Raw genomic sequence first — 23,178 nt, forward strand, 5'->3', positions numbered from 1 at the left:
GCGCCGACCCCTGTTAACCCCGCGCGCGCTTCCGATCCAAGCCACCGTCCAGCCACGCTAGATCGTCGGGCGAAAGCGCGATGTCGAGCGCCTGCAGACTGTCCTCTAGTTCGTCGAGCGTGCGCGGTCCAATCAGCGGAACAGACGGGAATGGCTGCGCCAGGACATAAGCGAGCGCGACATGGATCGGGCTCTTGCCCAGCCTGTTTGCGAGCTCGATCGCCCGGTCGCGACGTCCGAAATTCTTCTCCGAGTACCAGACCCGCACCAGTTCTTCATTGTCGCGCTGGTCGCGCCCGGCGCGACCGGTGAAGAAACCCCGCCCCTGGCTCGACCAGGCGAAATTCGGCATCTGCCGGGCGGTCAGCCAGGCCTTCCATTCATCGCTCGATGATGTGACGCAGCCCGCCCAGATCGGCTCCAGCATTTCGGCCAGCGAGAAATTGTTGGAAAGCGCGCCAGGCTTCTGCTTGCCGGTGCGTTCGGCATAGGCAATAGCCTCGTCCATGCGTGCCATCGTCCAGTTCGAGCCGCCGAACGGCCCGCGAATGCGGCCCGCCCTGACCTCACGGTCCATCGCGTCGACGAATTCGCCGACCGGCACATCCGGATTGTCGCGGTGCATGAAATAGACATCGACATGATCGCTCTGCAGCCGCTCGAGCGACTGGGTGAGCTGCTTGCCGATCATATCGGGATAGCAGAGCGGGGTGTGCGCGCCCTTGCCGATGACCACCGATTGCTCACGCACGCCGCGGTTCGCCAGCCATTGGCCGAGCAGCGTCTCGGTGTAGCCCGCGCCATAGATATAGGCCGTGTCGAAGACGTTGCCGCCGGCTTCGAAATAGGCATCGAGCAGGATCGCGCCCGAGGAGAAGGTGCGGAAATCCTCGAAGCCGAGCGCGAGACATGAGGCCGGCCGCGGCAGGCCCGGAATCTCGCGCTTCGTGATGGTGGTGCCGCTGGAACGCAGCCGCCGGCCAGAGATCGTGTTGACGCGTTTTGTGGGCTTCTCGATCTCGTATTCGAGCCCAATGGCCGCACGCCATCTGTCGAGCACGCGCAGATTGCCGAGGCTGTCGGCCCAACCCATGCCCGGCCAGGCAAACTCCCTTTTTCCGGCAAGGATCGCCTCGCCGGCGGCGTCGACCTCGAAAGCGTAAAGCCAGCGGTCTTCCGTGACCTCGATCACCTCGTCCCCGTCCGGACGGATGATGCGGATTTTGCCGGTGCCGCCTTCCTTGCCGCTCGCATACCAGAAATCCGCGACCTCGATGCGGCCCTTGGTGCCGAGGATGCGCAAGACATTGTCCTGCGCCAGCGAGATGCCGCAGGAGACTTCGGCGACGATGCCGCCTGGAAAATGCAGCAGCGCCGAGGCCCATTCGTCGACGCCGGACTGGCCGAGATGTGCAGCACCAGCCACCTTGTCCGGCTCAACGAAAGGTTCTCCCGCTGCTGCCCCGGCAATCAGCCGCGCCATCGAGACCGGATAGCCACCGACATCCAGAATGCCGCCGCCGGCGAGATCGTTCGCATAGAGCCGGTGCTCCGGCATGAAACCCGGCATGGCGAAGCCGAAGCTCGACTTGATCACTCGCACCTCGCCGATCGCGCCGGACCTGACCAGCTCGACCAGCTTTGCCGTCTGCGGATGCAGCCGGTACATGAAGGCTTCGCCCAGAAAGGTGCCGGCCTTGCGCGCCGCATGGATCATCGCGTCGGCCTCGAAGGCGGTCAGCCCCATCGGCTTTTCGCAAAGCACATGCTTTCCCGCCTTGGCCGCCTTGATCGCCCATTCGGCGTGGCTCGGATGCGGCGTCGAAATGTAGATCGCATCAACGTTCGGGTCCGCGAGCAGAGCCGCGTAACCCTCGAGGATGCGAGCACCCGGGAAGTTTTCGGCGAGGCCTGATTTGCCGGGATTGCGTGCGCCGACCGCAACCAGCGTGCCGGTGCGCGAATGGGCCACGCCGCCGGCAAAGGCCTTGGCGATGGTGCCTGGCCCGAGAATGCCCCAGCGAATGGGCGCGATTGAGGTCATTGTCATTCTCCTGAGGTTTGAGACGAACTGGCCGTCAGCGCAGCCGCCGTCCTTTGTCGTCGAATAAGTAAGATTTGCGGACGGAAACGGTGATCTCTGGGGCGTCGGATACCTCGGCCGCGTCGCGCTGGATGACGATATCGTCGCCAGCCGCGGTACTGGCGTAGAGGAAGCTCGTGCCGCCCAGGTGCTCGACCACGTCGATGGTCACAGAAAGGTCGGCATCGCCCTTTCCGGCATGACCGAAATGTTCTGGGCGAACGCCCACCACAACCTTGCTTCCCGGTTCGGGCGCCGGCCCCTTCAGCGGCTGTGTAAGACGCGTCCCGCCTGCCAATTCGACCGTCACACCGGAGGCGCCGCGCTCCAGGACCCGGGCGGTGATGAAGTTCATCTTCGGCGATCCGACGAAGCCCGCGACGAACTGATTGTCGGGGTCACTGTAAAGATCGAGCGGCCTGCCGATCTGCTCCACATGGCCGCCGCGCAGCACCACGATCCTGTCGGCCAGCGTCATCGCCTCGATCTGGTCGTGCGTGACGTAGATCATCGTCGTGCCGAGCTCCTTGTGAAGACGCGAGATCTCGACACGCATCTGCACCCTGAGCTCGGCATCGAGATTGCTGAGCGGCTCGTCGAACAGGAACACCTGCGGTTCGCGCACGATGGCGCGACCGATGGCGACACGCTGGCGCTGGCCGCCGGAAAGCTGTCGCGGGCGGCGCGCCATCAGCTCGGTGATGCGGAGGATTTCGGAGGCCCGCTTCACCCGCCGGTCGGTGTCGGCCTTCGGGTTGCCGTTCATCCTCAGCCCGAAGCTCAGATTCTGCTCGACGCTCATATGCGGGTAGAGCGCGTAGGACTGGAACACCATGGCGATGCCGCGGTCGGCCGGCTCGACGTCGTTCATCACCTTGCCGCCGATGGCGATTTCGCCGCCGCTGATGTCCTCCAGCCCGGCGATCATCCTCAGCAGCGTCGACTTTCCGCAGCCCGAGGGGCCGACGAAAACGACGAACTCGCCGTCGGTGATATCGAGGCTGGCGCCGTGAATGATCTCGAAATCACCAAAGCGCTTGACGACGTTGTTGAGCGAGACACCCGCCATGCAATTCCCCTGATTATTTGATGGCGCCGGCGGCGATACCGGCGATGAAATGACGCTGCAAGAGCACGAACACGACGAGCATCGGCGCGGTCAGCAAGACAGCACCAGCCATGATGCCGCCCCACGACACTTTGGTGAGGCCGATCAGCGTGCCGAGCGCCACCGGCGCCGTCATCGCGCCGGGTTTGGAATTGATCAGTAGCGGCCAGAGATAGTTGTTCCAGGAGGCAAGGAACAGGATGATGGCGAGCGCCGCCAGCATCGGCCGCGCCAGCGGCAGCGCGACGAACAGGAATATCCGCCATTCCTTGACCCCCTCGACCCGAGCGGCGTCGAACAGCTCATGCGGCATCATCGAGAAGGCTTGCCGCATGAACAGCACGCCAAGCGAGTTGAAGAGTGGCGGCACGATCAGCGCCACCCAGGTGTTGGCGAGCTTGAAGTCGCGCGCCACCATGATGAATTGCGGGATCAGCACCACCGCATAGGGAAGCGTGATGGTGCCGAGGATGATGGCGGCGACAATGCCCTTGCCGAAAAACTGGTAACGCGCCAGCGCCCAACCGGCCATCGAGGTGAGCAGCACCGACAGGAACGTATACGTCACCGCCACCGAAACAGAGATGCCGATGGCGCCGATGAAATTCGTGCCGCGCTGCAAATTGGTGACATTGTCGAGGAAATTGCCGTGCGGCAAAAGCTCGATGCTGGGGCTGAATATGCCTCTGTCGGGCATGGTCGAGAAAATCACCATCATCCACAGCGGAAACAGCCAGATCAGCGCCAATGGCGTCAGGAAGAGATGCAGCGCGATGCTGCGTCCCAATCTGGCCGAGGAACGGCTGGAAGAGGAACGCGAGCTCATTTCGGTTCCCTCGTCAGCCACAGTTGCACCAGCGAGATGGCGATCGCCAGCCCGGCCATGGTGTAGGCGATGGCCGAGGCGTAGCCGAAATTGAGCGACCTGAAGCCCTGGCGGTAAAGCAGCAGCCCGAGCGTTTCGGTGCCGCCGCCCGGTCCGCCGCGCTCGGTGATCAGGAACGGCTCGGTGAACAGCTGCATGGTGCCGATGATCGACAGCACGGCGCAGAACACGATGATTGGCTTGAGCAGCGGCAAGGTGATGTAGAAGAACTGCTTGACCTTGCTGACGCGGTCCAGCGTCGCCGCCTCGTAGACATCCTGGGGGATGGACTGAAGGCCGGCGAGCAGGATGATGGCGTTGTAGCCGGCCCAGCGCCAGGTCACCGCGATCATGATGACCGCCATCGCCGGCGTGACGTTGGAAAACCAGTCGATACTGGGCAGGCCGACGCTGTTCAGCAGCTTGTTGATGATGCCGTAATCGAGGTTGAACATCAGACGGAAGACCGCCGAATAGGCGACTTCGCCGACCACGACCGGGGCGAAGAAAGCGAAGCGGAACAGACCTCTCGCTTTCAGCAGCGGCGAGTTCAAAAGCACGGCCATCACGATCGCCAAAGTGATCATCACCGGCACCTGGATGACGAGGATGAGCAAAGTGTTCTTCAACGCATTGAAGAAAGCGGGGTCGCCGATCAAGCGACCCCAGTTGAAGCCGGGCGCGAACCGCCACGGCACGGTGCGCGTCGCCTGGAAGGAGATCAGGAAGGAGTCGATGATCGGCCACAGCCAGAAGATCGAGAAGATCAGCAGATAGGGCGCGAGGAAGCGATATGCCGTGGCGTTCTGATAGCGCATCGTTGCCTCCTTCCCGTTTCTAGCCTTACCGGCCTACTGTCGAGTTCGGCGCCGGCCCGTGTTTCCTTCTCCCCTTGTGGGAGAAGGTGGATTGGCGCGCAGCGCCAAGACGGATGAGGGGTGCTGGACGGAGCGATGTCGTTGCCAAGCTGGAACACCCCTCATCCGACCGAGCTTCGCTCGGCCACCTTCTCCCACAAGGGGAGAAGGGAGAGCAGCGCTCACTCTTCGATCGGCAGGCCGGTCGCCGAGGCGATCTGGTTCGCGGCATCGTCGAGCGCCGCCTTGGCGTCCGGAGAGCCGCCGCCCAGATACTTGGTCTGCACCGAACGGACGATGATTTCCGCGTCGCTCTGGAACGGCGTGCCGCGGCTGGGGACGACCTTGGGCAAGGTGCCGAGGATGTCTTTCCACACCGCCTGGCCGCCCCAATAGGGCAGGCCTTCGGAGACATAGGGGTCATCGAGCGCCGAGATCAGCGACGGCACGAGGCCGAAGCCCTTCAGCATCGCTATCTGGCCCTCGTTGGTCGCGAGCGAGTATTTCAGGTAGGCGTAGGCGGCTTCCTTGTTGTTGGACACCGAGGTGATGGCGAGCGACGAACCGCCGAGATTGGCGGCGCGCGGGCCGTCGGCAGTGAGGCTCGGCATCAGGTAGACGCCCCATTTGCCGCTCCCGTCGGGCGATTCGGTGCGTATGGTGCCCTCGTACCAGCCACCGTACATCTGGCTGGCGACCTTGCCGGCCGTGTTGTTGGTGATCTTGGTGCTCCAATCGGCCGAGGAAATGATCCCGGCGTCCTTCATCTCCTTGATCTTGGTCATCGACGCCACGCAGGCTGGCTGGTTGACGGTGATCGACTGCCCGTCGGCGGCGAAATAGGCGCAGCCCTGCTCGTTGGAGATCATGCGGAAGAATTCCGAGTCGCCGTTGAAATCGGCATTGGTCATCGTCACGCCGGGATTGGCGTCCTGGATCTTCTTGCCGGCGGCAATGAAATCGTCCCAGGTCTTGATCGAGGTGGGGTCGACGCCGGCCTTCTCGTAGAAGTCGCGGCGGTAGAACATCGCCACCGGGCCCGAATCCCACGGCATCGCATAGGCCTTGTCTTCCACTTCGAGCTCGGTGCGCTTGAAATCGGGGAATTTTGCCTGGTCTTCGGCCGTATAGCCCAGCGTGTGAAGGTCGACGAAGCAGTCCGGGAACTGGCTCCAGTAGTTCTCGGCCTCGCCGTTCTCGACCGTCACGATATCAGGCAGCCCCTCGCCGCCGGCGGCGCAGCCGGCAATCGACTTGTCGTAGGTCGGTTGGTTGCCGAGATCCTGGACCGTGACCTTGACGTCGGGGAATTGCTTGTTGAAGCCTTCTATGGTGGCCTTCAGCGATGAAGCGGCGACGTTCCAGCTCCAGATCGTGATTTCGCCGGATTGCGCAAAAGCTGGGGCTGAGCCCAGGGCAAGCGCGAGCGCGGCGCAAGTCAATGTGGTGCGCATCGAAATCCTCCCATTTCATTTGCTCTCTCTTCGCGAGCGTGCCTAGACTAGGCAGTGGGGAAGGCCTGTCCGCGACAAAGGGAATAAAAAATTGGCAGAAAGTAAGATGCCGCAAAGGCCGTTTTACCAGCCCGGCGCCAGCAGCGTGGAGGGCCTGCCGCTGCTCCTGCAGACGTTTCACAATCACCCCCTGGTTATGCTCAAGCCGCATTGGCATGCCCAGGTCGAGGTGAACTTCATCATGTGCGGCGCCGTGCACTACCGCATGAACGATCACGAGATCGCGCTTTCGGCCGGCGACATGTGCCTGTTCTGGGGCGGCTTGCCGCATCAGATGGACGATGCGTCGGACGATGCCGTCTTTGCCGGCGCGCATCTGCCGCTGGTGCATTTCTTCCGGCTGCACCTGCCCGCGGACGTTCGCAACCGGCTGATGACGGGCGCGACATTGGTGACCGGCTCCACCGACCAGTCCGACAACGACAATTTCGAGCGCTGGAACCGCTACGTCCGGTCAGGCGATCCAGCCAAGGCCGAGCATGCCGTCAACGAACTGCTGCTGCGGCTGGAGCGGATGCGGTTCGAACCCTACCGGCTCGCACCCGAAACCCCGATCGAGCAGGAAGCAGGCAGTCCCTTCGATCAGCAATCCCTGCGCAATGTCGGGCGCATGTGCGACTTCATCGCGGAAAATTTCCTCTACGACATCGACTGCGTGGACATCGCGGCGGCGGCCGACATCCATCCTAAATACGCCATGAGCATTTTTAAGAAATCGACCGGCATGACGCTCAACGAATATGTCAGCCTGTTGCGGCTCAGCTATGCGCAGGCGCTGCTGATGCACCAGGACGCCAACGTGCTGCGCGTCGCCATGGACTCAGGCTTCGGCTCGCTCAGCGCCTTCAACAAGTCGTTCCGCAAGCTGGCCGGCATGTCGCCGTCGGACTTCCGCAGAGGCGCGGGCGTCAGATAGTCTCAGTCTAAGGAGACACTCCGGTCGATGCCGGCACTACAGCGACGAGGTTCTTTGCCGACAAGGGTTACGACGTCCACCTGGCTGCGCCGACAGCGCTGTTCGGTCCGAAGCTCACTGAAACGACCTCGGCAGGAAGAAGAATTTCGACATGTTCGCGGTTCCCCGGAATTAGCGGCGGCGCCGTTCCTTCCAGCACGTCGCGGCTTCGGGCATAGGGGCGGTGCACGGCGCCAGTTGAGCGCCCATGCAAACGCACCACCGGCCGAAGCCGGTGGTGCTCTGGACAGTCTGTAGGGGCAGGACCGTCCAGCGACCCGAGAGGATCGGGCTCAATGTCGGCCCCCCTTTGACCCGGCCGAACAGATGAGGGAGCCCGTCAGTCGGGCAAGAATTTCAAGTGCGGTGCGCCGCTCGCAGCGCACGATTTGCAATTTTATTCAGCTGCGTCGGGAATTTCCCCGGAGGTGTCGTCGGAAGACTCAGCCGGGTCATCATCCTCGGCCTTTCTTGCCAGGAACTTGTCCAAGGCTGCCTGCAAGGACAGGGTGGCCTGCGGTGAGGCCGGCGTCGTCGCAACGACAGCCATTGCATGAGCAATTCCCTTCGTGGACTTATCCTTGGCGGCCGCAGAAGTGGCGGCGCCGTGTCCCTGCGATCCGGCCCCGGCCGAGTTTCCGCCGTTGCCGTTGCTTGCGCCATTACCCTGCCCGCCGCCATTGCCGCCGGGTCCGGCGAGGACCGGAGACGCGACAAGGGCGAGGACGGCGACCGCTGCGAGCAGACTGGTTCGAATTTTCATGATTCCCTCCTTCGAGTCGCCCCTACCGCCAGGATGGTTTTAGACTACGAATATAAGGACTTTCTAATATGAAAGATCCGCTACTAGTCAGTTTCGTCCAAATACACATGTCCGCAAGACGGACCTTGGTCCGAGATCGGAAGGCAAAGGTCCTAGACTCTATCGGAGCGTATTTCCGCGCGGCGAACAAAGCGCCTGCTGGCCAAAGGGATGTGGCAAGCTCGCTCCGTCTGCCGGGTTTGCCGTGCAAAAAACGAAAAAGGCCGGAAGGGATCCGGCCTACTTCGCAATTGCTTGATTCCCTGGAAGGAAACTGGAGCGGGTGAAGCGATTCGAACGCTCGACCCCAACCTTGGCAAGGTTGTGCTCTACCCCTGAGCTACACCCGCTCGCGCGGCTTTTGGGCCGCAAGCCGCGCCTATATGGCTGAAGAGCGCGGCGATTGCAACAGGGAAATCGCAGGCTTTTTGGCCGCACCCGGCGACGCTTGGACGCTCCCTTGCGGCGCATGGGAACGGGAATCATTGCTTCGCTGCACGGCGGTCTTGTCTCGACCTCCTCATTGGCCGTAAACGGCATGATCCAACCGCGACAACAAGAAGTCCCACAAGAAACAACATGCCGAAAACCGAAGCCGAGCTTTTCGCCTTTCTCATCGACCTCGGGATCGAAGTCTCGACCCTGCGTCATCCGCCGCTGTTCACGGTCGCCGATTCGCAGGCGCTGCGTGGAGAAATTGCCGGCGGGCACACCAAGAACCTGTTCCTCAAGGACAAGAAGGACAATTTTTTCCTGGTCAGCGTCGGCGAGGAGGCGGTGGTCGATCTCAAGCAGATCCACCATGTGATCGGCGCTGCCGGCCGCGTGTCTTTCGGCAAGCCGGAGATGCTGATGGAGCTTCTCGGCGTCGTTCCGGGCGCGGTCACGGTGTTCGGCGTGATCAACGATACGGAGCGGCGGGTCAAGGTCGTTCTCGATCAGGAGTTGATGGGCCATGCCATCATCAACGCCCATCCGCTGACCAACGAGGCAACGACGTCGATCGCCGCCGCCGACCTCGTCAAATTCGTCGAGGCAACCGGGCATGATGCTGTTATCTTGAAAGTCACGGCATGATCGCCACATGGATGGCGATAAAACCGATGGCCGGCGCGACCGAAAGGGTGACGAGATGAGCGAGAACAATCCATTTGTGGGCATTGGCGGGCAGTATGCCACGTCAGTACAGTATGGCGGCACCGAGCCCACCCCTGCGAAAGTCGCGCTTGGCGAGCCGCCTGTCGCCGTCGACGTCATCAAGGATACGACGACCGCCACATTTGCCGCCGACGTCATCCAGGAATCGCGCCGTCAGCCGGTGCTGGTCGATTTCTGGGCGCCATGGTGCGGACCTTGCAAGCAACTGACGCCATTGCTGGAAAAGGCGGTCACGGCCGCCGGCGGCAAGGTCAAGCTGGTCAAGATGAACATCGATGATCATCCTTCGATCGCCGGCCAGCTCGGCATCCAGTCGATACCGGCGGTCATCGCCTTCAAGGACGGCCAGCCGGTCGATGGCTTCATGGGTGCCATTCCCGAGAGCCAGATCGCCGAGTTCATCCGGAAGGTCGGCGGCAAGACCAATGGTGCGCCGCAGGTGGCCGAGGCGCTTGCCGCGGCCGCGGAGGCGCGCGACGCCGGCGACGCGCAGACGGCGGCCGATATCTACGACGCGATCCTGGAACAGGCACCAGAGACGATCGAGGCGATTGCCGGGCTGGGCGATCTGCTGTTCGAGGCTGGCGATGCCGAGGGCGCCGAAGCCATGCTGGCCCGGGCGCCGGAAGCAAGGAAGGATGCGCCGCCGCTCGCCGCGGTGCGCGCCAAGATGGCGCTTGCCGCGCAGGCATCCGCGCTTGGCAATCCGGCGGAGTTCGAGCGGCGCCTGGCTGACAACCCCGGGGACCACCAGGCACGTTTCGATCTTGCCATGATCCAGAACGCCAACGGCGAGCGCATGGCCGCAGCGGACAATCTGCTGGCGATCGTCAAGGCCGATCGCTCGTGGAACGACGATGGCGCCAAGACGCAATTGCTGCAGTTCTTCGAGGCCTGGGGCATGACTGACGAAGCAACGCTAGCGGCGCGGCGCAAATTATCGTCGCTGCTGTTTTCCTGAGCGCGGCATAAGCTGTTTTTGCTTGATGGCCTTGCGGTCGGCGACTGCTGCGCCAGATTAGGGGGCCAGTCCGTTTTTCGCTTTGTGACGACTTACGCGTCAAGTTGTGAAGGGTGGGCGGATTTAACGCGCTTCTCGAGGAAGCGAGCGGAGGATTGAAGTGCAGGCGGGAAACGCGCATTACCGGCTCGATACGGATTTGCCGTCGACGGTGCCGATCTTCCCGCTTGAAGGCGCACTGCTGCTGCCGGGAGGCCGCATGCCGCTCAACATCTTCGAGCCGCGCTATCTGGAGATGGTGGATGAGGCGATCGCCGGATCGCGGCTGATCGGCATCATTCAGCCCAGCCTCGACGGCGCGCGGCGTGCTGATGGCGAGCCGGAGCTTTGCAATGTCGGCTGCGCCGGACGCATCATCGCGCTTTCCGAGAGCGGCGACGGCCGTTACCTGATTTCGCTGCAAGGCGTGTGCCGGTTCCGCATCGTGCAGGAACTCACGGTCAAGACGCCCTTCCGCCAGTGCCGATTTGCGCCCTTTCTCACCGATCTCGATGAAGATCAGGCGGAGGCTGGGATCGACCGGCCGGCGCTGCTCAAAGCGTTTCGCGCCTATTTGCAGGCCAACGATCTTGAAGCCGACTGGGAAAGCGTCAGCCGCGCCGAAAATGCCATGTTGGTCAATGCGTTGTCGATGATGGCTCCATACGGACCCGCCGAGAAACAGGCGTTGCTCGAAGCGGCGGACCTGAAGACACGCGCCGAAACGCTGATCGCCATCACCGAAATGGCGCTGGCGCGCGAAAACGAGGATTTTGGTTCGAGTCTGCAATAGGTTAGGCCTGCAAGGTCGAGGGAATCCGATGGCGACGGATGGGCGTGAGGGAAAGAAGAGCAATGTCGATCCCAGGCTGCTGGAATTGCTGGCCTGTCCGCTGACCAAGGGTCCGCTTACTTGGGATCCGGAGCGCGGCGAGCTCATCTCGAGGCTTGCACGGCTCGCCTATCCGGTGCGTGACGGCATCCCGATCATGCTGCCCTCGGAGGCGCGTGCGCTCCCCTTCGAGGGCGGATTGCCCCCGCCGCGCCTGGGTGGGCCGTCCTGAATGGCGGTGATCCTTCGCGGCCTCGTCTATGCCTAAGCGGTCGGCTTTCGTCCGCCGCAGCGTGCCTATTGAAAATTGCGTCCCTTGGGCATGACTTTCTCCGCCTTCCCCGACAGTGTCGCGACATCCTGCCGATTGTCTTGCACGACAGGGGCATCGGCCTCCTCCAAAAGCACGGACAGCCAGGGCGTCAAATCCTCGACCTTCTCGGCAACGATATGGATGACGTCCGATTCCGACTGCAGTTTGCCGGTGACACGGACAAACCGCGCGCCCATGACAATGGGCCGGTAGCGGTTGAAGGTCCTTTCCCAGAAAATGACGTTGGCGACGGCCTGCTCGTCCTCCAGCGTCAGGAAAATGGCATTGCCCTTGCCCGGCCGCTGCCGCACGAGGACAAGGCCGGCCACCGAAACGCGCTTGCCGTCTCGAACCTGACCGAGGCGCGCATTGGGCGTGACACCGGAACGATTCAGCCGCTGGCGCAGGAAGGCGATCGGATGCGCCTTCAGCGAGAGGCCGAGCGAACGGTAGTCGTGGATGACGTGTTCGCCGAGCGGCATTGTGGGGAGCTTGGTCTCGGGCTCGAGGTCGCGCAAGCGGATCGCCGGCTGGTCGAACAGCGGCAGGGTCTCGGCGGCACTCTTGCCGTCGAGCGCGCGGACCGCCCACAGTGCGTCGCGGCGGTCGAGGCCGAGTGAACGGAACGCGTCGGCTTGCGCCAGCCTCTCGATCTCATCGACGTCGAGGCCTGAGCGCAGCCAGACATCGCGGACGGATTCGTAGCCGTCGCCGCGTCTGGCGACGAGCACCTCCATGCGCTCCTTCGAAAGCCCCTTGATCTGGCGGAAACCCAGCCGGACGGCATGACTGGTCTGGATGATGCCGCGCATCTGGGCGTGGCGTTCGAGGATGCGGGTCGGATCGAAAGGCGATTCCTCCAATGCGCAATCCCAACCGGAAAAATTGATGTCGACATCGCGGATCTCGACGCCATGGTCGCGCGCGTCGCGGACAAGCTGAGCCGGCTGATAAAATCCCATCGGCTGGGAATTCAGGATCGCCGCGCAGAACACGTCGGGATAGAAGGTCTTGAACCAGCAGGAGGCATAGACCAGCAGGGCAAAGGAGGCGGCATGGCTTTCGGGAAAGCCATATTCGCCGAACCCCTCGATCTGCTTGAAACAGCGCTCGGCGAAGTCCTTTTCATAACCTCGCAAAACCATGCCGTCGACCATCCTCTTGCGATAGTTGCCGATCGTGCCGGTGCGCTTGAAAGTGGCCATGGCGCGGCGCAATTCATCGGCCTCGCCCGGCCTGAACCCGCCGGCGACGATGGCGATCTTCATCGCCTGTTCCTGGAACAGCGGCACGCCCAGCGTCTTGCCGAGAATCTCTTCCAGTTCCGGCTTAGGGTATTCGGCCTTCTCCTTGTCCTGCCGCCGGCGCAGATAGGGGTGGACCATGTCACCCTGGATCGGACCGGGCCGTACGATCGCCACCTCGATGACGAGATCATAGAAGGTACGCGGCCTGAGCCTGGGCAGCATGGACATCTGCGCGCGGGATTCGATCTGGAAGACGCCGAGCGTGTCGGCACGGCAGATCATGTTGTAGACATGTTTGTCTTCAGGTGGGAGGGTGGCCAGCACATAGGGCCGGCCATACGCATCCCGCGCATCATAATGGTCTTGCAGAAGCGTGAAGGCGCGCTGCAGGCAGGTCAGCATGCCGAGCGCCAGGACATCGACCTTGAGGATTTTCACCGCGTCGAGATCGTCCTTGTCCCACTCGACCATCTTGCGCTCGTCCATCGCCGTCTTGACGATGGGAACGATTTCGTCGAGCCGATCCCTGGTGATGACGAAGCCGCCGACATGCTGGGACAGATGGCGGGGAAAGCCCATGATCTCGTTGGCGCGTTCGATCACGTGCCTTGTCGTCGGATCGGTCCGGTCGAGGCCGCCGGCCCTGGTCTCCTTTTCGCCGAGCTCCGAAGTCGACCAGCCCCAGATCGAGCTGGACAACGCGCCCCTGACATCGTCCGACAGGCTCATCGCCTTGGCCACTTCGCGCAACGCCGACCGGCCGCGATAGCTGATGACGGCCGCGGCAAGCGCGGTGCGCTTGGCGCTGTATTTGTCGTAGATATACTGGATGACCACTTCGCGCTTTTCATGCTCGAAATCGACATCGATATCGGGCGGCTCGTTTCTTTCCTCGGAAATGAAGCGCTCGAAAAGCGTGTCGATCTTGTCGGGCCCGACTTCAGTGATGCCGATGCAGAAGCAGACGATTGAGTTGGCGGCGGAGCCGCGTCCCTGGCAGAGTATGTCCTGGCTGCGGGCGAATTTGACGATGTCGTAGACAGTCAAAAAATAGCGCGCGTAGTTCAGGCGCTCGATCAAGGCGAGCTCTTCCTGGATGCGCTTCGTCACATCGGCGGGAACGCCCGAGGGGTATCGTATCGCGGCTCCCTCTCGAGCCAGCCTTTCCAGTTCGGCTTGTGGCCCGAGGCCCGATTCCGTCGGTTCGTCGGGATAATTGTATTGGAGATCACTGAGAGAGAAGGTCAATTCTCCGGCAAAGCGCAGCGTTTCCGCCAGCGCTTGCGGATGCCTGCGGAAAAGCCGCGCCATCTCCATTGGCGGCTTCAAATGGCGTTCGGCATTGGCCGCCAGCTCCAGCCCCACTTCGGCGACAGGCACGTTGAGGCGGATCGCCGTCAGCACGTCCTGCAGCGGACGCCGCTCGGACGTGTGGTAAAGAACATCGTTGGTCGCCATCATCGGAATGCCTGATACCTCAGCCATGGAAGCTGCCTGCTCGATACGGAAGCGGTCGTTGCCGTGATACTCCGGCGAAACAGCAAGCCGCAGGTTCATGCCGAAGCGATCCTTGAGCCGGCTAATCAGCCTGAGATCATCCTCCGCCGGCGCCGACAGATCCGGCAGGACCGCCAGCGACATGAGATCGCCCCATTCGAAAAGGTCGTCGCGATAGAGAAGCGGTGCGCCCTTTTCGCTTTCGTCGCGCATATTGGCTTGCGTCAGCATGCGGCACAGATGGCCCCAGCCCTTGCGGTCCTGCGGGTAGGCGAGAACATCAGGGGTGCCGTCGGCAAAGACCAGGCGGCAGCCGGGATGATAGGAAAGACCTTCAACCTTGGCCTGCTGCCAGGCGCGCACGACACCGGCCACCGTGTTGCGGTCGGCAAGCCCGATCGACGAAAAGCCCAGGAACTTTGCCGCGACCACCAGCTCCTCCGGCTTCGAGGCGCCGCGCAGGAACGAGAAATTCGACTGGATGCCGAATTCGGCATAGGGAACGACCGTCAGCGCGTTCATGCAAAGACCCCATGCATGAACCAGCGCGGCGCGGCCTGCGAGGCGCCGTAGAGACCCTGGCGGTAGAGCCAGTAACGGCGGCCGTCGCTATCCTCGATGCGGAAATAATCCCGGGTCGGCGCCTCTTCCTGCCCCGGTGCCTCCCGCCACCATTCCGGGGCGATGCGTTCCGGCCCTTCGGCGCGCGCGACCCGGTATAGCGCCCGCCGCCAGCGGAAGTTCATGGGCGGTCCCTCAGGCATTTCGGTGGCCGGCACCTCGATCGGCTCGGGCGAACGGAACAGCCGGATCGGCCGTTCCGGCCGGAAGACAGGCTTGGTGTCTTGTATCTTGTCCGGCTTCTTCGGCGGAGAGATCCTTTGCGGCGCTTCCGCGAAGGGGAGCATGGCGATGGCGCGCTCGGGCAGATGGCTCTCGACGGCAACCGGCTTCAAAACCGCGCTGTCGCCGAGCCGGGCGCGGATGCGATCGGCGAAAAGCGCGATATCGGCGCCGTCGTCGTTCGTCTCGCCGGTGAGATCAGCCTGCTGCATGTCGAAGGCGGCGGCCGACAGCACCGAAAGACGCACGAGATCGAAGCCATAGCCGGCATCGATATCCTGTTCGAGCGCGGCCAGCCTTTCGTGGAACAGTCTCTGGATCAGCAGCGGCGCGCGCAGGGGCCGCGAGGTGCCGACGGCGATGCGGCTGACGGCGCCGTCGACGCGAAAAAGCAGCAGCGCCAGCCTTCTTGCGCCCTCGCCCCGGCGCTCGAGATCTGCCTTCAGCGTCGTCGCCAGCAATCGCACCAGCCGCTCTATGTCGTCGGTCAGCATGATGGGCTCGGAGAGGTGGCGTTCGACCGAAAGCGGCGCAACCGGCAGACGCGGCGACACGGCTTCGTCGAGGCGGCCGAGCGCCTGGTCGAGACGCAAAAGCAGGGATGCGCCGAAGCGGCGGGCGAGCGGCGCGCGGGGTGCTGCCATGACGGCGCCCGCCGTGCGCAGACCAACGCTTTCCAGGCTGGCGCGGACATCAGGCTCGATGCGCAGCGCCGCCAGCGGCAAGGGCGCGAGAAGTGCTTCCTCCTCGCCAGCGGGGACGATGCGGTCACTGGCAAACCGTGCCGCCGCCCAGGCAGCACCTGGTGTGGCGGCAAGGCCGGCGCGGACATCGAAACCCTGATGGAAAAAGCGCGAGAGGATGTCGTCCAGCATCGATCGTTCGCCGCCGAAAAGATGGGTGCAGCCGGTGACGTCGAGGAACAGGCCGTCGGCTGCGTCGAGCGCCACCAGCGGGGTGTAGCGGTCGCACCAGTCGGCGAGGCTTTCGAGCAGACGTCGGTCGGCCTCGGGGTCGGCTTCCAAGACGTCGATCGACGGATGCATGGCGCGCGCGTCGGCTATGCCCATGCCGCGCTTCAGGTGAAGCGCCTCAGCCCGCTCGTCGAGGGCGGCGATGCGTTGCGCGTTTCCTTGGCGATGGCTGATCACCAGGGGCAGGTGATGCGACGGCCGGGAACGCCAGGACCGCCCCAGACGCTGGCGCAGGATCCTTTCCGCGGCGAGGTGCGGAAACCACAGGGACAGGATTCTTTGCCCGTTCTTCCTCGCCCCGTCTTTCTTCGAAAACGTGTTCATGGGGGTTCCACTCCAGTGTGAATTGTCCTGGCAAGGCGGTGCGACTCTTGCCGATGCTGACGGTGAAGGCGGGACGGCCGATCGAGCCGGCGAGCGGCCCGGCGATCGTCTGGCGGGATGCCGACGGCGCTGCCGACAGGATAAGGCGGACGGGTGCCGCCGTCGGTTCGGGTTCGCCGGCCTGGCGCAGCAGGAAGACCGGCCGGCCGGCATTCTGTGCCCGGGCGTGCAGCCGCCGCGTCGCGGTAAGGTCCAACCGCTGCGGACTGCCGCGGATTTCGAGGATGACGGCGGCGAGCGCCGTCATCCGGGCGGCCTCCTCGGCGACCCACAGCGCGTCGAGGAGCCCTGGCGCCTCGGAAAACAGCAATTGCTCCGGCTCGATACCGAACAAGGCGTGAAGCCCTCTGGCATAGGGGAAGCCCGCTTCCCGGAAGATCTCCGCGGTGCCGATCCACAGGACCGGCAGTGGCGGCCCCTGTTTGAGGATCAGGCTGACGAGCGACAGGGCGAAACCGGCGACGGCCCCGGCATCGCGGGTCGCGGCGCCATGGATCTCACTCAGCGCCGCCTTCGGCAGGCCGCCGCTGAGCGCAGTATCTAAACCTTCGGCACCGGTGCACAGAAACGCATCGGGCGGCGCAACGGTGAGGCCACGGCGGATGATCGTTAGATTGTGGGGCGTGACATTCGCATCAACGGAGGCCGCGCCGGTCGGCGCCTCCAGGCGCTCGGGCAGCGTTCCCTCGATCTTCGCGATCTGGCGGCGCAGGGCAAAAACAGTCTCCCGCGCCACGGCGCTTGTCGCCATGACGGTCGGCTTCCACTCACAATTGTTCCTGTTATGTTCTTATAGATTCCAGAGGACGCTAAAAGAGTCAAGCAGAGTCATGGGGAATTTATTCCTGCCTACGCGCGTGACGGCAGCTCCATTTGCCGTTTCCGGCTCGGAAGCCTATATGCCGGGATCAAAGGACAAAGCATGGCTCGCATCTACAAGACCCGCATTTGGCACGACCAGCTTTCGCCGTCGATGGAGGAAATGGAGTTCCTGGCGCTGGAGGCTTACGCCCATCTGCCGGAGGATTTTCGCAAGCTGACCGGCGAGATCGTCATCCAGATCGCCGAGTTCCCGACCGACGAGATCATGGACGATCTGTCGCTGGAAACGCCTTTCGACCTGCTCGGCCTGTTCGAGGGGCGGGGCATCGCCGAGCGCTGGAATCCGCAGACCGGCGAGGGTCCGAACCGCATCACGCTCTACCGCCGTGCCATCCTCGACTACTGGGCCGAGAACGAGGAGACGCTGGGTGACATCGTCACCCATGTGCTGATCCACGAAATCGGCCATCATTTCGGCCTGTCGGACGACGATATGGAGCGGATCGAAGAGGCGGCGGAGTAGGCTGCGCTGAGATTCAGGTGATGCCGGCCTGCGAACGGCAGTTCCCTGCGCTTCCGGTGCTCACGTACCCAAAAGTACGCTGCGCTCCGGTTCTCGGAACCCACCATTCTCGGCGCGGCCTGACCTGAATCTCAACACCCTGCGTCGGAGCTATACAAGCTCTACCAGTCGCTGAGCTTGGTGTTGGGCCCGTATTCCTGGCCCTCGATATCCTTCACCACGGCCTGGCCGCAGCGCATGCTCTTGGTCTGCTTATCGTAGGCATAGGTCGGCGAGCCGAACAGGTGCCAGCCCTTGTTCAGCGCCGCCGTCACCTTGTGGCAGAAGCTGGAATCGTCCGGACCGGACAGAAAGCGGTAGAGTTTCATTTTTCATTCCTGTGGTGAATTGCCGATCATGCCCCGATGGCGGCCGCCTTCGCCAGCAGTTTTTCGGCCTGCGCCAGATGCAGCCGCTCGACCATTTTTCCATCCAGCGCAATGACGCCCTTACCGGTATTTTCGGCAAGCGCGAAGGCCTCCTTCACCGAGCGCGCCTCGGCCATCGCTTCGGCAGATGGCGCAAAGGCCCGGTTCGCGGCCTCGATCTGGGCCGGGTGGATAAGCGACTTGCCGTCAAACCCCATGTCGGCCGCTTCTTCGCATTCGCGCGCAAAGCTATCCAGATCGCGAAAATCATTGAAGACACCGTCGAGCAGATCGAGGCCACCGGCGCGCGCAGCAAGCACCATCTGCATGAGCCACGGCGCGAGATAGCGCCGGTCGGGCGTCGCGAGAATGCCGGTCTCCTTGACAAGATCGTTCGTTCCGGCAACGAAACAGACCAGCCGCGAGGCCGGGTCGCGGCCCAGCTCGGCAATCGGTCCGATGTTGAGCAGAGCCTTGGGCGTTTCGATCATCGCCCATAGCTTCACCGCGTCCGGTGCAAGATTGTCGTCAAGCACGTCGCCAGCCTCGAGGACGTTGCGCGGCGTGTCGACCTTGGGGAGCAGGATGGCGTCGGGTTCGCAACTTGCCGCAGCCAGTAAGTCGTCGGCGCCCCATTCGCTGGAGAGCGGGTTGATGCGCACGACCATCTCGCAGCGCCGGCCGGGGCGTTTGGCGAAAATATCAGTCAGCCTTTCCCGCGCGGAAATCTTGTCGGCCGGGGCGACGGCATCTTCGAGATCGATGATGACGGCATCGCAGGCCAGCGAGGCAAGCTTGGCCAGCGCCTTATCGTTCGAAGCCGGGGCGTAAAGCACTGAGCGGCGCGGGCGGTAGGTTTCGGTCATGCCCGATCTATGCCGCCTGCGGCCGGTCGAGGCAAGCCGCCTTCGCTTGCATAAAAACTGCATAAAAGTCCCGAAAATCTCCTCAGATCCGCCCCGCCGCCTGCATGTCGATCGGCGATATAGACGGTATGCAAGAGCGAGAAAAACCCCGTTGGTCCCTGCCTTACCGGCTCCGCAGTGAGGGTTGGTGGCTCGTCGATCCACCCCGGACGCACGGTTCGGCAACCTTGCTTCCCTTTATCCGCAAATCACCGCCCAGATATCCCGGCCGGGCCGAGGCGAACAGGAAAGTCCGACCATGACAACGTTCATCACGACCGCGCCGAGCTATTGCGCGCGATTCGGCGTCGCGATCCTGCTTGCCGCATTGGCCGATTTCTTCTTTTACGGCCAGCCCGTCGGCATCACACTTTTCCTGTTCGGCATTACGCTTGCCGCCGCAGCCGCGGCTATCCAGCCTTCGGCGCTCAGCGCCCGCGGTCTATGGCCCGGACTCGGTGCCTTGCTTGTGGCGCTGCTGCCGCTGGTCGAAAATGTCAGTGCGCTGTCCATCGCTATCGGGCTGGCGGCGCTGGCCGTCTTCACGCTTTTGCTGGTCGGCCGGCTGCGGCACGGGCTTGCTCGTATTGCTGGCCAGGTCGCGCTCTTCCTGCTCGCAGCGCCCTTTCGGTTCGTCCACGACTTCTTCCGCTGGCGCAAGGTGGCACGGCGGTTCGGTGGGCGGCGCATCCGCCTCGGTGCTATCGCAGTCTGGATCATGCCCCTGACCCTGGGTGCGGTGTTCCTCACGCTGTTCGGCGCCGCCAATCCGGTCATCGAACACTGGTTGTCGCTGATCGATCTGTTTGCTTTGCTCGACTTCATCCAGCTGCCGCGGCTGGCCTTCTGGTTGTTCGTGCTTGTCGGCGTCTGGGCCTTCCTGCGCCCGCGCCTGCCGCGCTCTTTCCGCCGCACCGCGCATCGGGCGTCGCCCGTCCTTGTCGTTGGTGAGGTGCCAACCACAAGACCTGCCGCCGTGATCGAGGACATTATCTTCGGCAAGGCAGCGATCCTTCGCGCGCTGGTCGTCTTCAACATCCTGTTTGCGGTGCAGACCGCGCTCGACGCCACCTATTTGTGGGGCGGCATCGCCCTTCCCGACGGGTTGACCTACGCCGCCTACGCGCATCGCGGCGCCTATCCGCTTGTTGTCACGGCGCTGCTCGCCGCCGGCTTCGTCCTGGCGGCGCTGCGGCCGGGAAGTGCGCCCTCCAGCGATCCGTTCATCCGCCGGCTGGTCTATGTCTGGGTGGCGCAGAACATCGTGCTGGTCATCTCGTCGATCCTGCGGCTCGACCTCTATATCGGCGTCTTTGCGCTGACCTACTGGCGCGTCGCCGCTTTCGTCTGGATGGGGCTGGTGGCGGCGGGCCTTGCCCTGATCATCACCCGTATCGCGCTTGAAAAGTCTAACGAATGGCTGCTTTCCGCCAATCTTCTGACGTTATCAGTGACGCTCTATGCCTGCTCCTTCATCAACTTCGCCGCGCTGATCGCCAACTACAACGTCGAGCACTCATTCGAAATGACTGGCCAGGGCACCCGCCTCGATTTCTGGTACCTGCGTTCGCTCGGCCCCGATGCCTTGCCGGCACTAGACCGTTTCTTCGAGCACCAGAGCAGGGCGGTTGCCGCCAACGATCCCCCCTGGCGCGAACTCGCCGGCCTGCACGAGCGGGACAAGGCCAGTTACCACGCCGGCCAAGAAAACTGGCGCGCCTGGAGCTTTCGCGATTGGCGGCTCCTTCGCACTCTCGACACACATATCCCGTTCGTGGTTCCTCAGGGCTCCGAACCCTTCGTGCCGGGCCGCTGATCCATGCCGTATAATATCCTGATCGCCGACGATGATCCGCACATCCGCGAAATCATCTGCTTTGCGCTCGAAAAGGCAGGGATGAAGACGGTTGCCGTGTCCGACGGTGCCGCCGCATTGCAGGCGGTCGAGCGTCGCGCGCCGGATCTCGTCGTGCTCGACATCGGCATGCCGGAGATGGACGGGCTGGAGGTCTGTCGGCGGCTGCGGCACATATCGGATGTGCCGGTGCTGTTCCTGTCCGCGCGTGACGAAGAAATCGACCGCATCCTCGGGCTCGAAATGGGCGGCGACGACTATGTCACCAAGCCGTTCAGCCCGCGTGAGCTGGTCGCCCGGGTCAACGTCATCCTGCGACGCGCCCGCCAGGCGGCGCCGGACCAGGCCGACGACAGGCAATTCTCGCATGGCAGGCTGGCTTTGGTGCCGGCCAGCCACACGGCCAGCTTCGACGGCAGGCCGCTGGTGCTGACTTCCATCGAATTCGCGATCCTCAAAGGGTTTATGGCGCGCCCGGCGCATGTGCTCGGCCGCGAGATGGTGATGGCCAATGCCTATGCTGCCAACATTCATGTCGCCGACCGCACCGTCGACAGCCATATCCGCAACATCCGCGCCAAGCTGGCGGCGGCCGGCTGCACGGATGCGATCGAGACCGTGCATGGCGTCGGCTTCCGGCTGGGCCGGTGCGGCGCGTGACCGCGCAGAAATGGCGGCCGCGCCTCGCCACGGTCGTTGTTGCCATCCTGATCATGGTGATGGCGCTGCCGCTGGTCGGCCTGTTCTTCTTCCGGCTCTATGAGAACCAGCTGATCCGCCAGACCGAGGCCGAACTGATCGCGCAAGGTGCGGCCCTCGCCGCCATCTACGCACAAGAGGTTCGTGACGCCGGCATCGCCACCGAAAAGCTTGGCGCGCCCGTGCCGGCCGACAGAGACAATCCGGACTCTCCCTACCGGCCGATCGAGCCAAGCCTCGATCTTGCCTCCGACACCGTTCTCCCGACCCGGCCTGTGGCGACGGCCGCCGCCATCGATCCTGCCTTTGCGCCGATCGGCGCGCGGCTGTCGGGCATCCTTGCCGACACCCAGAAGACCACACTTGCCGGCTTCCGGCTGCTCGACCCCAAGGGCGCCGTCATCGCCGGGCGCGAAGAGGTCGGCCTGTCGCTCGGCGCTGTTGCAGAGGTTCGCGAGGCGCTGGCCGGCCGCTATGCCAGCGCGCTCAGGCTGAGGATCTCGGACGAGCCGCCGCCGCCGCTCTATTCGGTCAGCCGCGGCACGAAAGTCCGCGTCTTCGTTGCCATGCCGGTTGCCGTCGACCGCAAGATCGCCGGCGTGGTCTATCTGTCGCGGACGCCGAACAACATCGTCAAGCATCTCTATGGCGAGCGCGGCAAGGTGGTGCTGGCGGCGATCGCCATCCTCGGCGGCACGTTGCTTATCGCGCTTATCTTCCTGCGCACCGTCAGCCGGCCGATCTATGCGCTGATGGAACGCACGAAACGCATCGCCGCGGGCGACCGCGGAGCGATCAGGCCGCTCGACCATCACGGCACGCGCGAGATGGCCGCACTTTCCGACGCTTTTCTCGACATGGCCGAAAAGCTGCATGCGCGCTCGGACAGTATCCAGACCTTCGCCAGCCATGTCTCGCACGAGCTCAAATCGCCGCTGACGGCGATCCAGGGTGCGGCCGAACTGCTGCGCGATTCGGGTAACGCAATGGACGAGGCCGAGCGGCGGCGCTTTTCGGGCAACATCGTCACCGACGCCGGGCGGCTCAATTTGCTGGTGCGCCGTCTGCTCGACCTGGCGCGCGCCGAAAATCTCGCGCCCAGCGGCGAAAGCACGTCGATCGGCGCCGCACTGGCGCTGCTGCCGACCGAGAGCAGACTGGCGGTGCACGTCGACGCCGGCAGCGATATCGGCCTGCGCATGTCGGCCGAGAACGCGGCCATCGTGCTGACCAATCTCATTGACAATTCGGCTAGGCATGGCGCGACGCTCGTTTCGATCGCGGCGGCGAGCGCGGACGGCAAGGCGACGGTCCTGGTGAGTGATGACGGCGCCGGCATTTCGCCCAGCAACCGCGGGCGGGTCTTCGAGCCGTTTTTCACCACGCGCCGCGATTCGGGCGGCACCGGCATGGGTCTCGGCATCGTGCTGGCCCTCCTGAAAGCGCATGATGGCACGATCAGGCTGGTTGACTCCGACAGCGGCACGCGCTTCGAGATCATCCTGCCGGCCGCGTGATCGACACGGGCGGTTTGA

20 protein-coding genes and 1 tRNA gene are annotated in these 23,178 nt (G+C 63.5%); 9 read left to right on the plus strand and 12 right to left on the minus strand.

Annotation, left to right across the window (positions count from 1 at the left end; genetic code table 11):
• Positions 1-13 precede the first annotated feature (13 nt).
• From E5X88_RS21545 to E5X88_RS21565, 5 genes are all read right to left on the minus strand, one after another.
• Positions 14-2,044: an aldo/keto reductase gene (locus E5X88_RS21545; RefSeq protein ID WP_292164881.1), complete on the minus strand. Its 2,031-nt coding sequence runs from the start codon at positions 2,042-2,044 to the stop codon at positions 14-16.
• 34 nt (positions 2,045-2,078) lie between these two features.
• A complete protein-coding gene (ugpC, locus tag E5X88_RS21550; protein WP_292164882.1) occupies positions 2,079-3,152 on the minus strand; it encodes a sn-glycerol-3-phosphate ABC transporter ATP-binding protein UgpC in 1,074 nt (357 codons plus the stop codon).
• Positions 3,153-3,165: 13 nt separating this feature from the next.
• Positions 3,166-4,017: a carbohydrate ABC transporter permease gene (locus tag E5X88_RS21555; RefSeq protein ID WP_292164884.1), complete on the minus strand. Its 852-nt coding sequence runs from the start codon at positions 4,015-4,017 to the stop codon at positions 3,166-3,168.
• Positions 4,014-4,874, minus strand: coding sequence for a carbohydrate ABC transporter permease (locus E5X88_RS21560; protein WP_292164885.1), 861 nt, complete (start codon positions 4,872-4,874; stop codon positions 4,014-4,016). Before E5X88_RS21560 ends, E5X88_RS21555 begins: the two co-directional genes overlap by 4 nt.
• 221 nt (positions 4,875-5,095) lie before the next feature.
• Positions 5,096-6,367, minus strand: coding sequence for an ABC transporter substrate-binding protein (locus E5X88_RS21565; protein WP_292164886.1), 1,272 nt, complete (start codon positions 6,365-6,367; stop codon positions 5,096-5,098).
• 106 nt (positions 6,368-6,473) lie between these two features.
• Here E5X88_RS21565 and E5X88_RS21570 point away from each other — a divergent pair, with 106 nt between their 5' ends.
• Positions 6,474-7,343: a helix-turn-helix domain-containing protein gene (locus E5X88_RS21570; protein ID WP_292165091.1), complete on the plus strand. Its 870-nt coding sequence runs from the start codon at positions 6,474-6,476 to the stop codon at positions 7,341-7,343.
• 436 nt (positions 7,344-7,779) lie between these two features.
• Here E5X88_RS21570 and E5X88_RS21575 read toward each other — a convergent pair whose 3' ends face one another.
• Together E5X88_RS21575 and E5X88_RS21580 are read right to left on the minus strand one after the other, a co-directional pair.
• Positions 7,780-8,145, minus strand: a complete 366-nt coding sequence (locus E5X88_RS21575; RefSeq protein WP_292164888.1) for a hypothetical protein — start codon at positions 8,143-8,145, stop codon at positions 7,780-7,782.
• Positions 8,146-8,459: 314 nt separating this feature from the next.
• Positions 8,460-8,534, minus strand: a tRNA-Gly gene (locus E5X88_RS21580).
• A gap of 229 nt (positions 8,535-8,763) precedes the next feature.
• On the opposite strand from E5X88_RS21580, the gene E5X88_RS21585 reads away from it, so the two are divergent.
• The 4 genes from E5X88_RS21585 (at position 8,764) to E5X88_RS21600 (ending at position 11,406) form a co-directional block, all read left to right on the plus strand.
• Positions 8,764-9,261 carry a prolyl-tRNA synthetase associated domain-containing protein gene (locus E5X88_RS21585; RefSeq protein WP_292164890.1) on the plus strand — a complete coding sequence of 166 codons (498 nt, stop codon included), beginning with the start codon at positions 8,764-8,766 and terminating at the stop codon, positions 9,259-9,261.
• A gap of 55 nt (positions 9,262-9,316) precedes the next feature.
• Positions 9,317-10,303 (plus strand): thioredoxin, encoded by a 987-nt coding sequence (gene trxA / locus E5X88_RS21590; RefSeq protein WP_292165093.1) that lies wholly within the window; start codon positions 9,317-9,319, stop codon positions 10,301-10,303.
• Between the two features lie 160 nt (positions 10,304-10,463).
• A complete protein-coding gene (locus tag E5X88_RS21595; protein ID WP_126036152.1) occupies positions 10,464-11,135 on the plus strand; it encodes an LON peptidase substrate-binding domain-containing protein in 672 nt (223 codons plus the stop codon).
• Positions 11,136-11,163: 28 nt separating this feature from the next.
• Positions 11,164-11,406, plus strand: a complete 243-nt coding sequence (locus E5X88_RS21600) for a Trm112 family protein (protein ID WP_292164893.1) — start codon at positions 11,164-11,166, stop codon at positions 11,404-11,406.
• 65 nt (positions 11,407-11,471) lie between these two features.
• Here the strand turns inward: E5X88_RS21600 and E5X88_RS21605 are convergent, their stop codons facing one another.
• Genes E5X88_RS21605 through E5X88_RS21615 form a run of 3 tightly spaced genes read right to left on the minus strand, consistent with a single transcriptional unit; the run spans position 11,472 to position 17,183 of the window.
• Positions 11,472-14,753 carry an error-prone DNA polymerase gene (locus E5X88_RS21605; RefSeq protein ID WP_292164895.1) on the minus strand — a complete coding sequence of 1,094 codons (3,282 nt, stop codon included), beginning with the start codon at positions 14,751-14,753 and terminating at the stop codon, positions 11,472-11,474.
• Complete coding sequence (locus E5X88_RS21610; RefSeq protein WP_292164897.1) at positions 14,750-16,225, minus strand: DUF6504 family protein; 1,476 nt, start codon at positions 16,223-16,225, stop codon at positions 14,750-14,752. Before E5X88_RS21610 ends, E5X88_RS21605 begins: the two co-directional genes overlap by 4 nt.
• Complete coding sequence (locus tag E5X88_RS21615) at positions 16,167-17,183, minus strand: hypothetical protein (protein WP_292164899.1); 1,017 nt, start codon at positions 17,181-17,183, stop codon at positions 16,167-16,169. Before E5X88_RS21615 ends, E5X88_RS21610 begins: the two co-directional genes overlap by 59 nt.
• Positions 17,184-17,354: 171 nt before the next feature.
• Between E5X88_RS21615 and E5X88_RS21620 the strand changes: the two genes are divergently transcribed.
• Positions 17,355-17,777 carry a metallopeptidase family protein gene (locus E5X88_RS21620; protein ID WP_292164901.1) on the plus strand — a complete coding sequence of 141 codons (423 nt, stop codon included), beginning with the start codon at positions 17,355-17,357 and terminating at the stop codon, positions 17,775-17,777.
• Between the two features lie 161 nt (positions 17,778-17,938).
• Here E5X88_RS21620 and E5X88_RS21625 read toward each other — a convergent pair whose 3' ends face one another.
• Positions 17,939-18,145 carry a DUF1737 domain-containing protein gene (locus tag E5X88_RS21625; protein WP_292164902.1) on the minus strand — a complete coding sequence of 69 codons (207 nt, stop codon included), beginning with the start codon at positions 18,143-18,145 and terminating at the stop codon, positions 17,939-17,941.
• Positions 18,146-18,171: 26 nt separating this feature from the next.
• Positions 18,172-19,050: a CoA ester lyase gene (locus E5X88_RS21630; RefSeq protein WP_292164904.1), complete on the minus strand. Its 879-nt coding sequence runs from the start codon at positions 19,048-19,050 to the stop codon at positions 18,172-18,174.
• Between the two features lie 298 nt (positions 19,051-19,348).
• Between E5X88_RS21630 and E5X88_RS21635 the strand changes: the two genes are divergently transcribed.
• The 3 genes from E5X88_RS21635 to E5X88_RS21645 are packed head-to-tail and all read left to right on the plus strand — an operon-like array spanning position 19,349 to position 23,160.
• Positions 19,349-20,905: a DUF4173 domain-containing protein gene (locus E5X88_RS21635; RefSeq protein ID WP_292164905.1), complete on the plus strand. Its 1,557-nt coding sequence runs from the start codon at positions 19,349-19,351 to the stop codon at positions 20,903-20,905.
• Positions 20,906-20,908: 3 nt separating this feature from the next.
• Positions 20,909-21,604, plus strand: a complete 696-nt coding sequence (locus E5X88_RS21640; RefSeq protein WP_292164907.1) for a response regulator transcription factor — start codon at positions 20,909-20,911, stop codon at positions 21,602-21,604.
• A gap of 59 nt (positions 21,605-21,663) precedes the next feature.
• Positions 21,664-23,160 (plus strand): HAMP domain-containing sensor histidine kinase, encoded by a 1,497-nt coding sequence (locus E5X88_RS21645; RefSeq protein ID WP_292165097.1) that lies wholly within the window; start codon positions 21,664-21,666, stop codon positions 23,158-23,160.
• The last annotated feature ends 18 nt before the right edge of the window (positions 23,161-23,178 follow it).

This window comes from Mesorhizobium sp., from assembly GCF_004962245.1.
Classification (GTDB): Bacteria; Pseudomonadota; Alphaproteobacteria; order Rhizobiales; family Rhizobiaceae; genus Mesorhizobium.

Excerpts from the sequence above, each read along its gene's own strand:
- E5X88_RS21545 (WP_292164881.1), bottom strand. The coding sequence starts at position 2,044 with ATGACCTCAATCGCGCCCATTCGCTGGGGCATTCTCGGGCCAGGCACC.
- ugpC (WP_292164882.1), bottom strand. The coding sequence starts at position 3,152 with ATGGCGGGTGTCTCGCTCAACAACGTCGTCAAGCGCTTTGGTGATTTC.
- E5X88_RS21555 (WP_292164884.1), bottom strand. The coding sequence starts at position 4,017 with ATGAGCTCGCGTTCCTCTTCCAGCCGTTCCTCGGCCAGATTGGGACGC.
- E5X88_RS21560 (WP_292164885.1), bottom strand. The coding sequence starts at position 4,874 with ATGCGCTATCAGAACGCCACGGCATATCGCTTCCTCGCGCCCTATCTG.
- E5X88_RS21565 (WP_292164886.1), bottom strand. The coding sequence starts at position 6,367 with ATGCGCACCACATTGACTTGCGCCGCGCTCGCGCTTGCCCTGGGCTCA.
- E5X88_RS21570 (WP_292165091.1), top strand. The coding sequence starts at position 6,474 with ATGCCGCAAAGGCCGTTTTACCAGCCCGGCGCCAGCAGCGTGGAGGGC.
- E5X88_RS21575 (WP_292164888.1), bottom strand. The coding sequence starts at position 8,145 with ATGAAAATTCGAACCAGTCTGCTCGCAGCGGTCGCCGTCCTCGCCCTT.
- E5X88_RS21585 (WP_292164890.1), top strand. The coding sequence starts at position 8,764 with ATGCCGAAAACCGAAGCCGAGCTTTTCGCCTTTCTCATCGACCTCGGG.
- trxA (WP_292165093.1), top strand. The coding sequence starts at position 9,317 with ATGAGCGAGAACAATCCATTTGTGGGCATTGGCGGGCAGTATGCCACG.
- E5X88_RS21600 (WP_292164893.1), top strand. The coding sequence starts at position 11,164 with ATGGCGACGGATGGGCGTGAGGGAAAGAAGAGCAATGTCGATCCCAGG.
- E5X88_RS21605 (WP_292164895.1), bottom strand. The coding sequence starts at position 14,753 with ATGAACGCGCTGACGGTCGTTCCCTATGCCGAATTCGGCATCCAGTCG.
- E5X88_RS21615 (WP_292164899.1), bottom strand. The coding sequence starts at position 17,183 with ATGGCGACAAGCGCCGTGGCGCGGGAGACTGTTTTTGCCCTGCGCCGC.
- E5X88_RS21620 (WP_292164901.1), top strand. The coding sequence starts at position 17,355 with ATGGCTCGCATCTACAAGACCCGCATTTGGCACGACCAGCTTTCGCCG.
- E5X88_RS21625 (WP_292164902.1), bottom strand. The coding sequence starts at position 18,145 with ATGAAACTCTACCGCTTTCTGTCCGGTCCGGACGATTCCAGCTTCTGC.
- E5X88_RS21630 (WP_292164904.1), bottom strand. The coding sequence starts at position 19,050 with ATGACCGAAACCTACCGCCCGCGCCGCTCAGTGCTTTACGCCCCGGCT.
- E5X88_RS21635 (WP_292164905.1), top strand. The coding sequence starts at position 19,349 with ATGACAACGTTCATCACGACCGCGCCGAGCTATTGCGCGCGATTCGGC.
- E5X88_RS21640 (WP_292164907.1), top strand. The coding sequence starts at position 20,909 with ATGCCGTATAATATCCTGATCGCCGACGATGATCCGCACATCCGCGAA.
- E5X88_RS21645 (WP_292165097.1), top strand. The coding sequence starts at position 21,664 with ATGGCGCTGCCGCTGGTCGGCCTGTTCTTCTTCCGGCTCTATGAGAAC.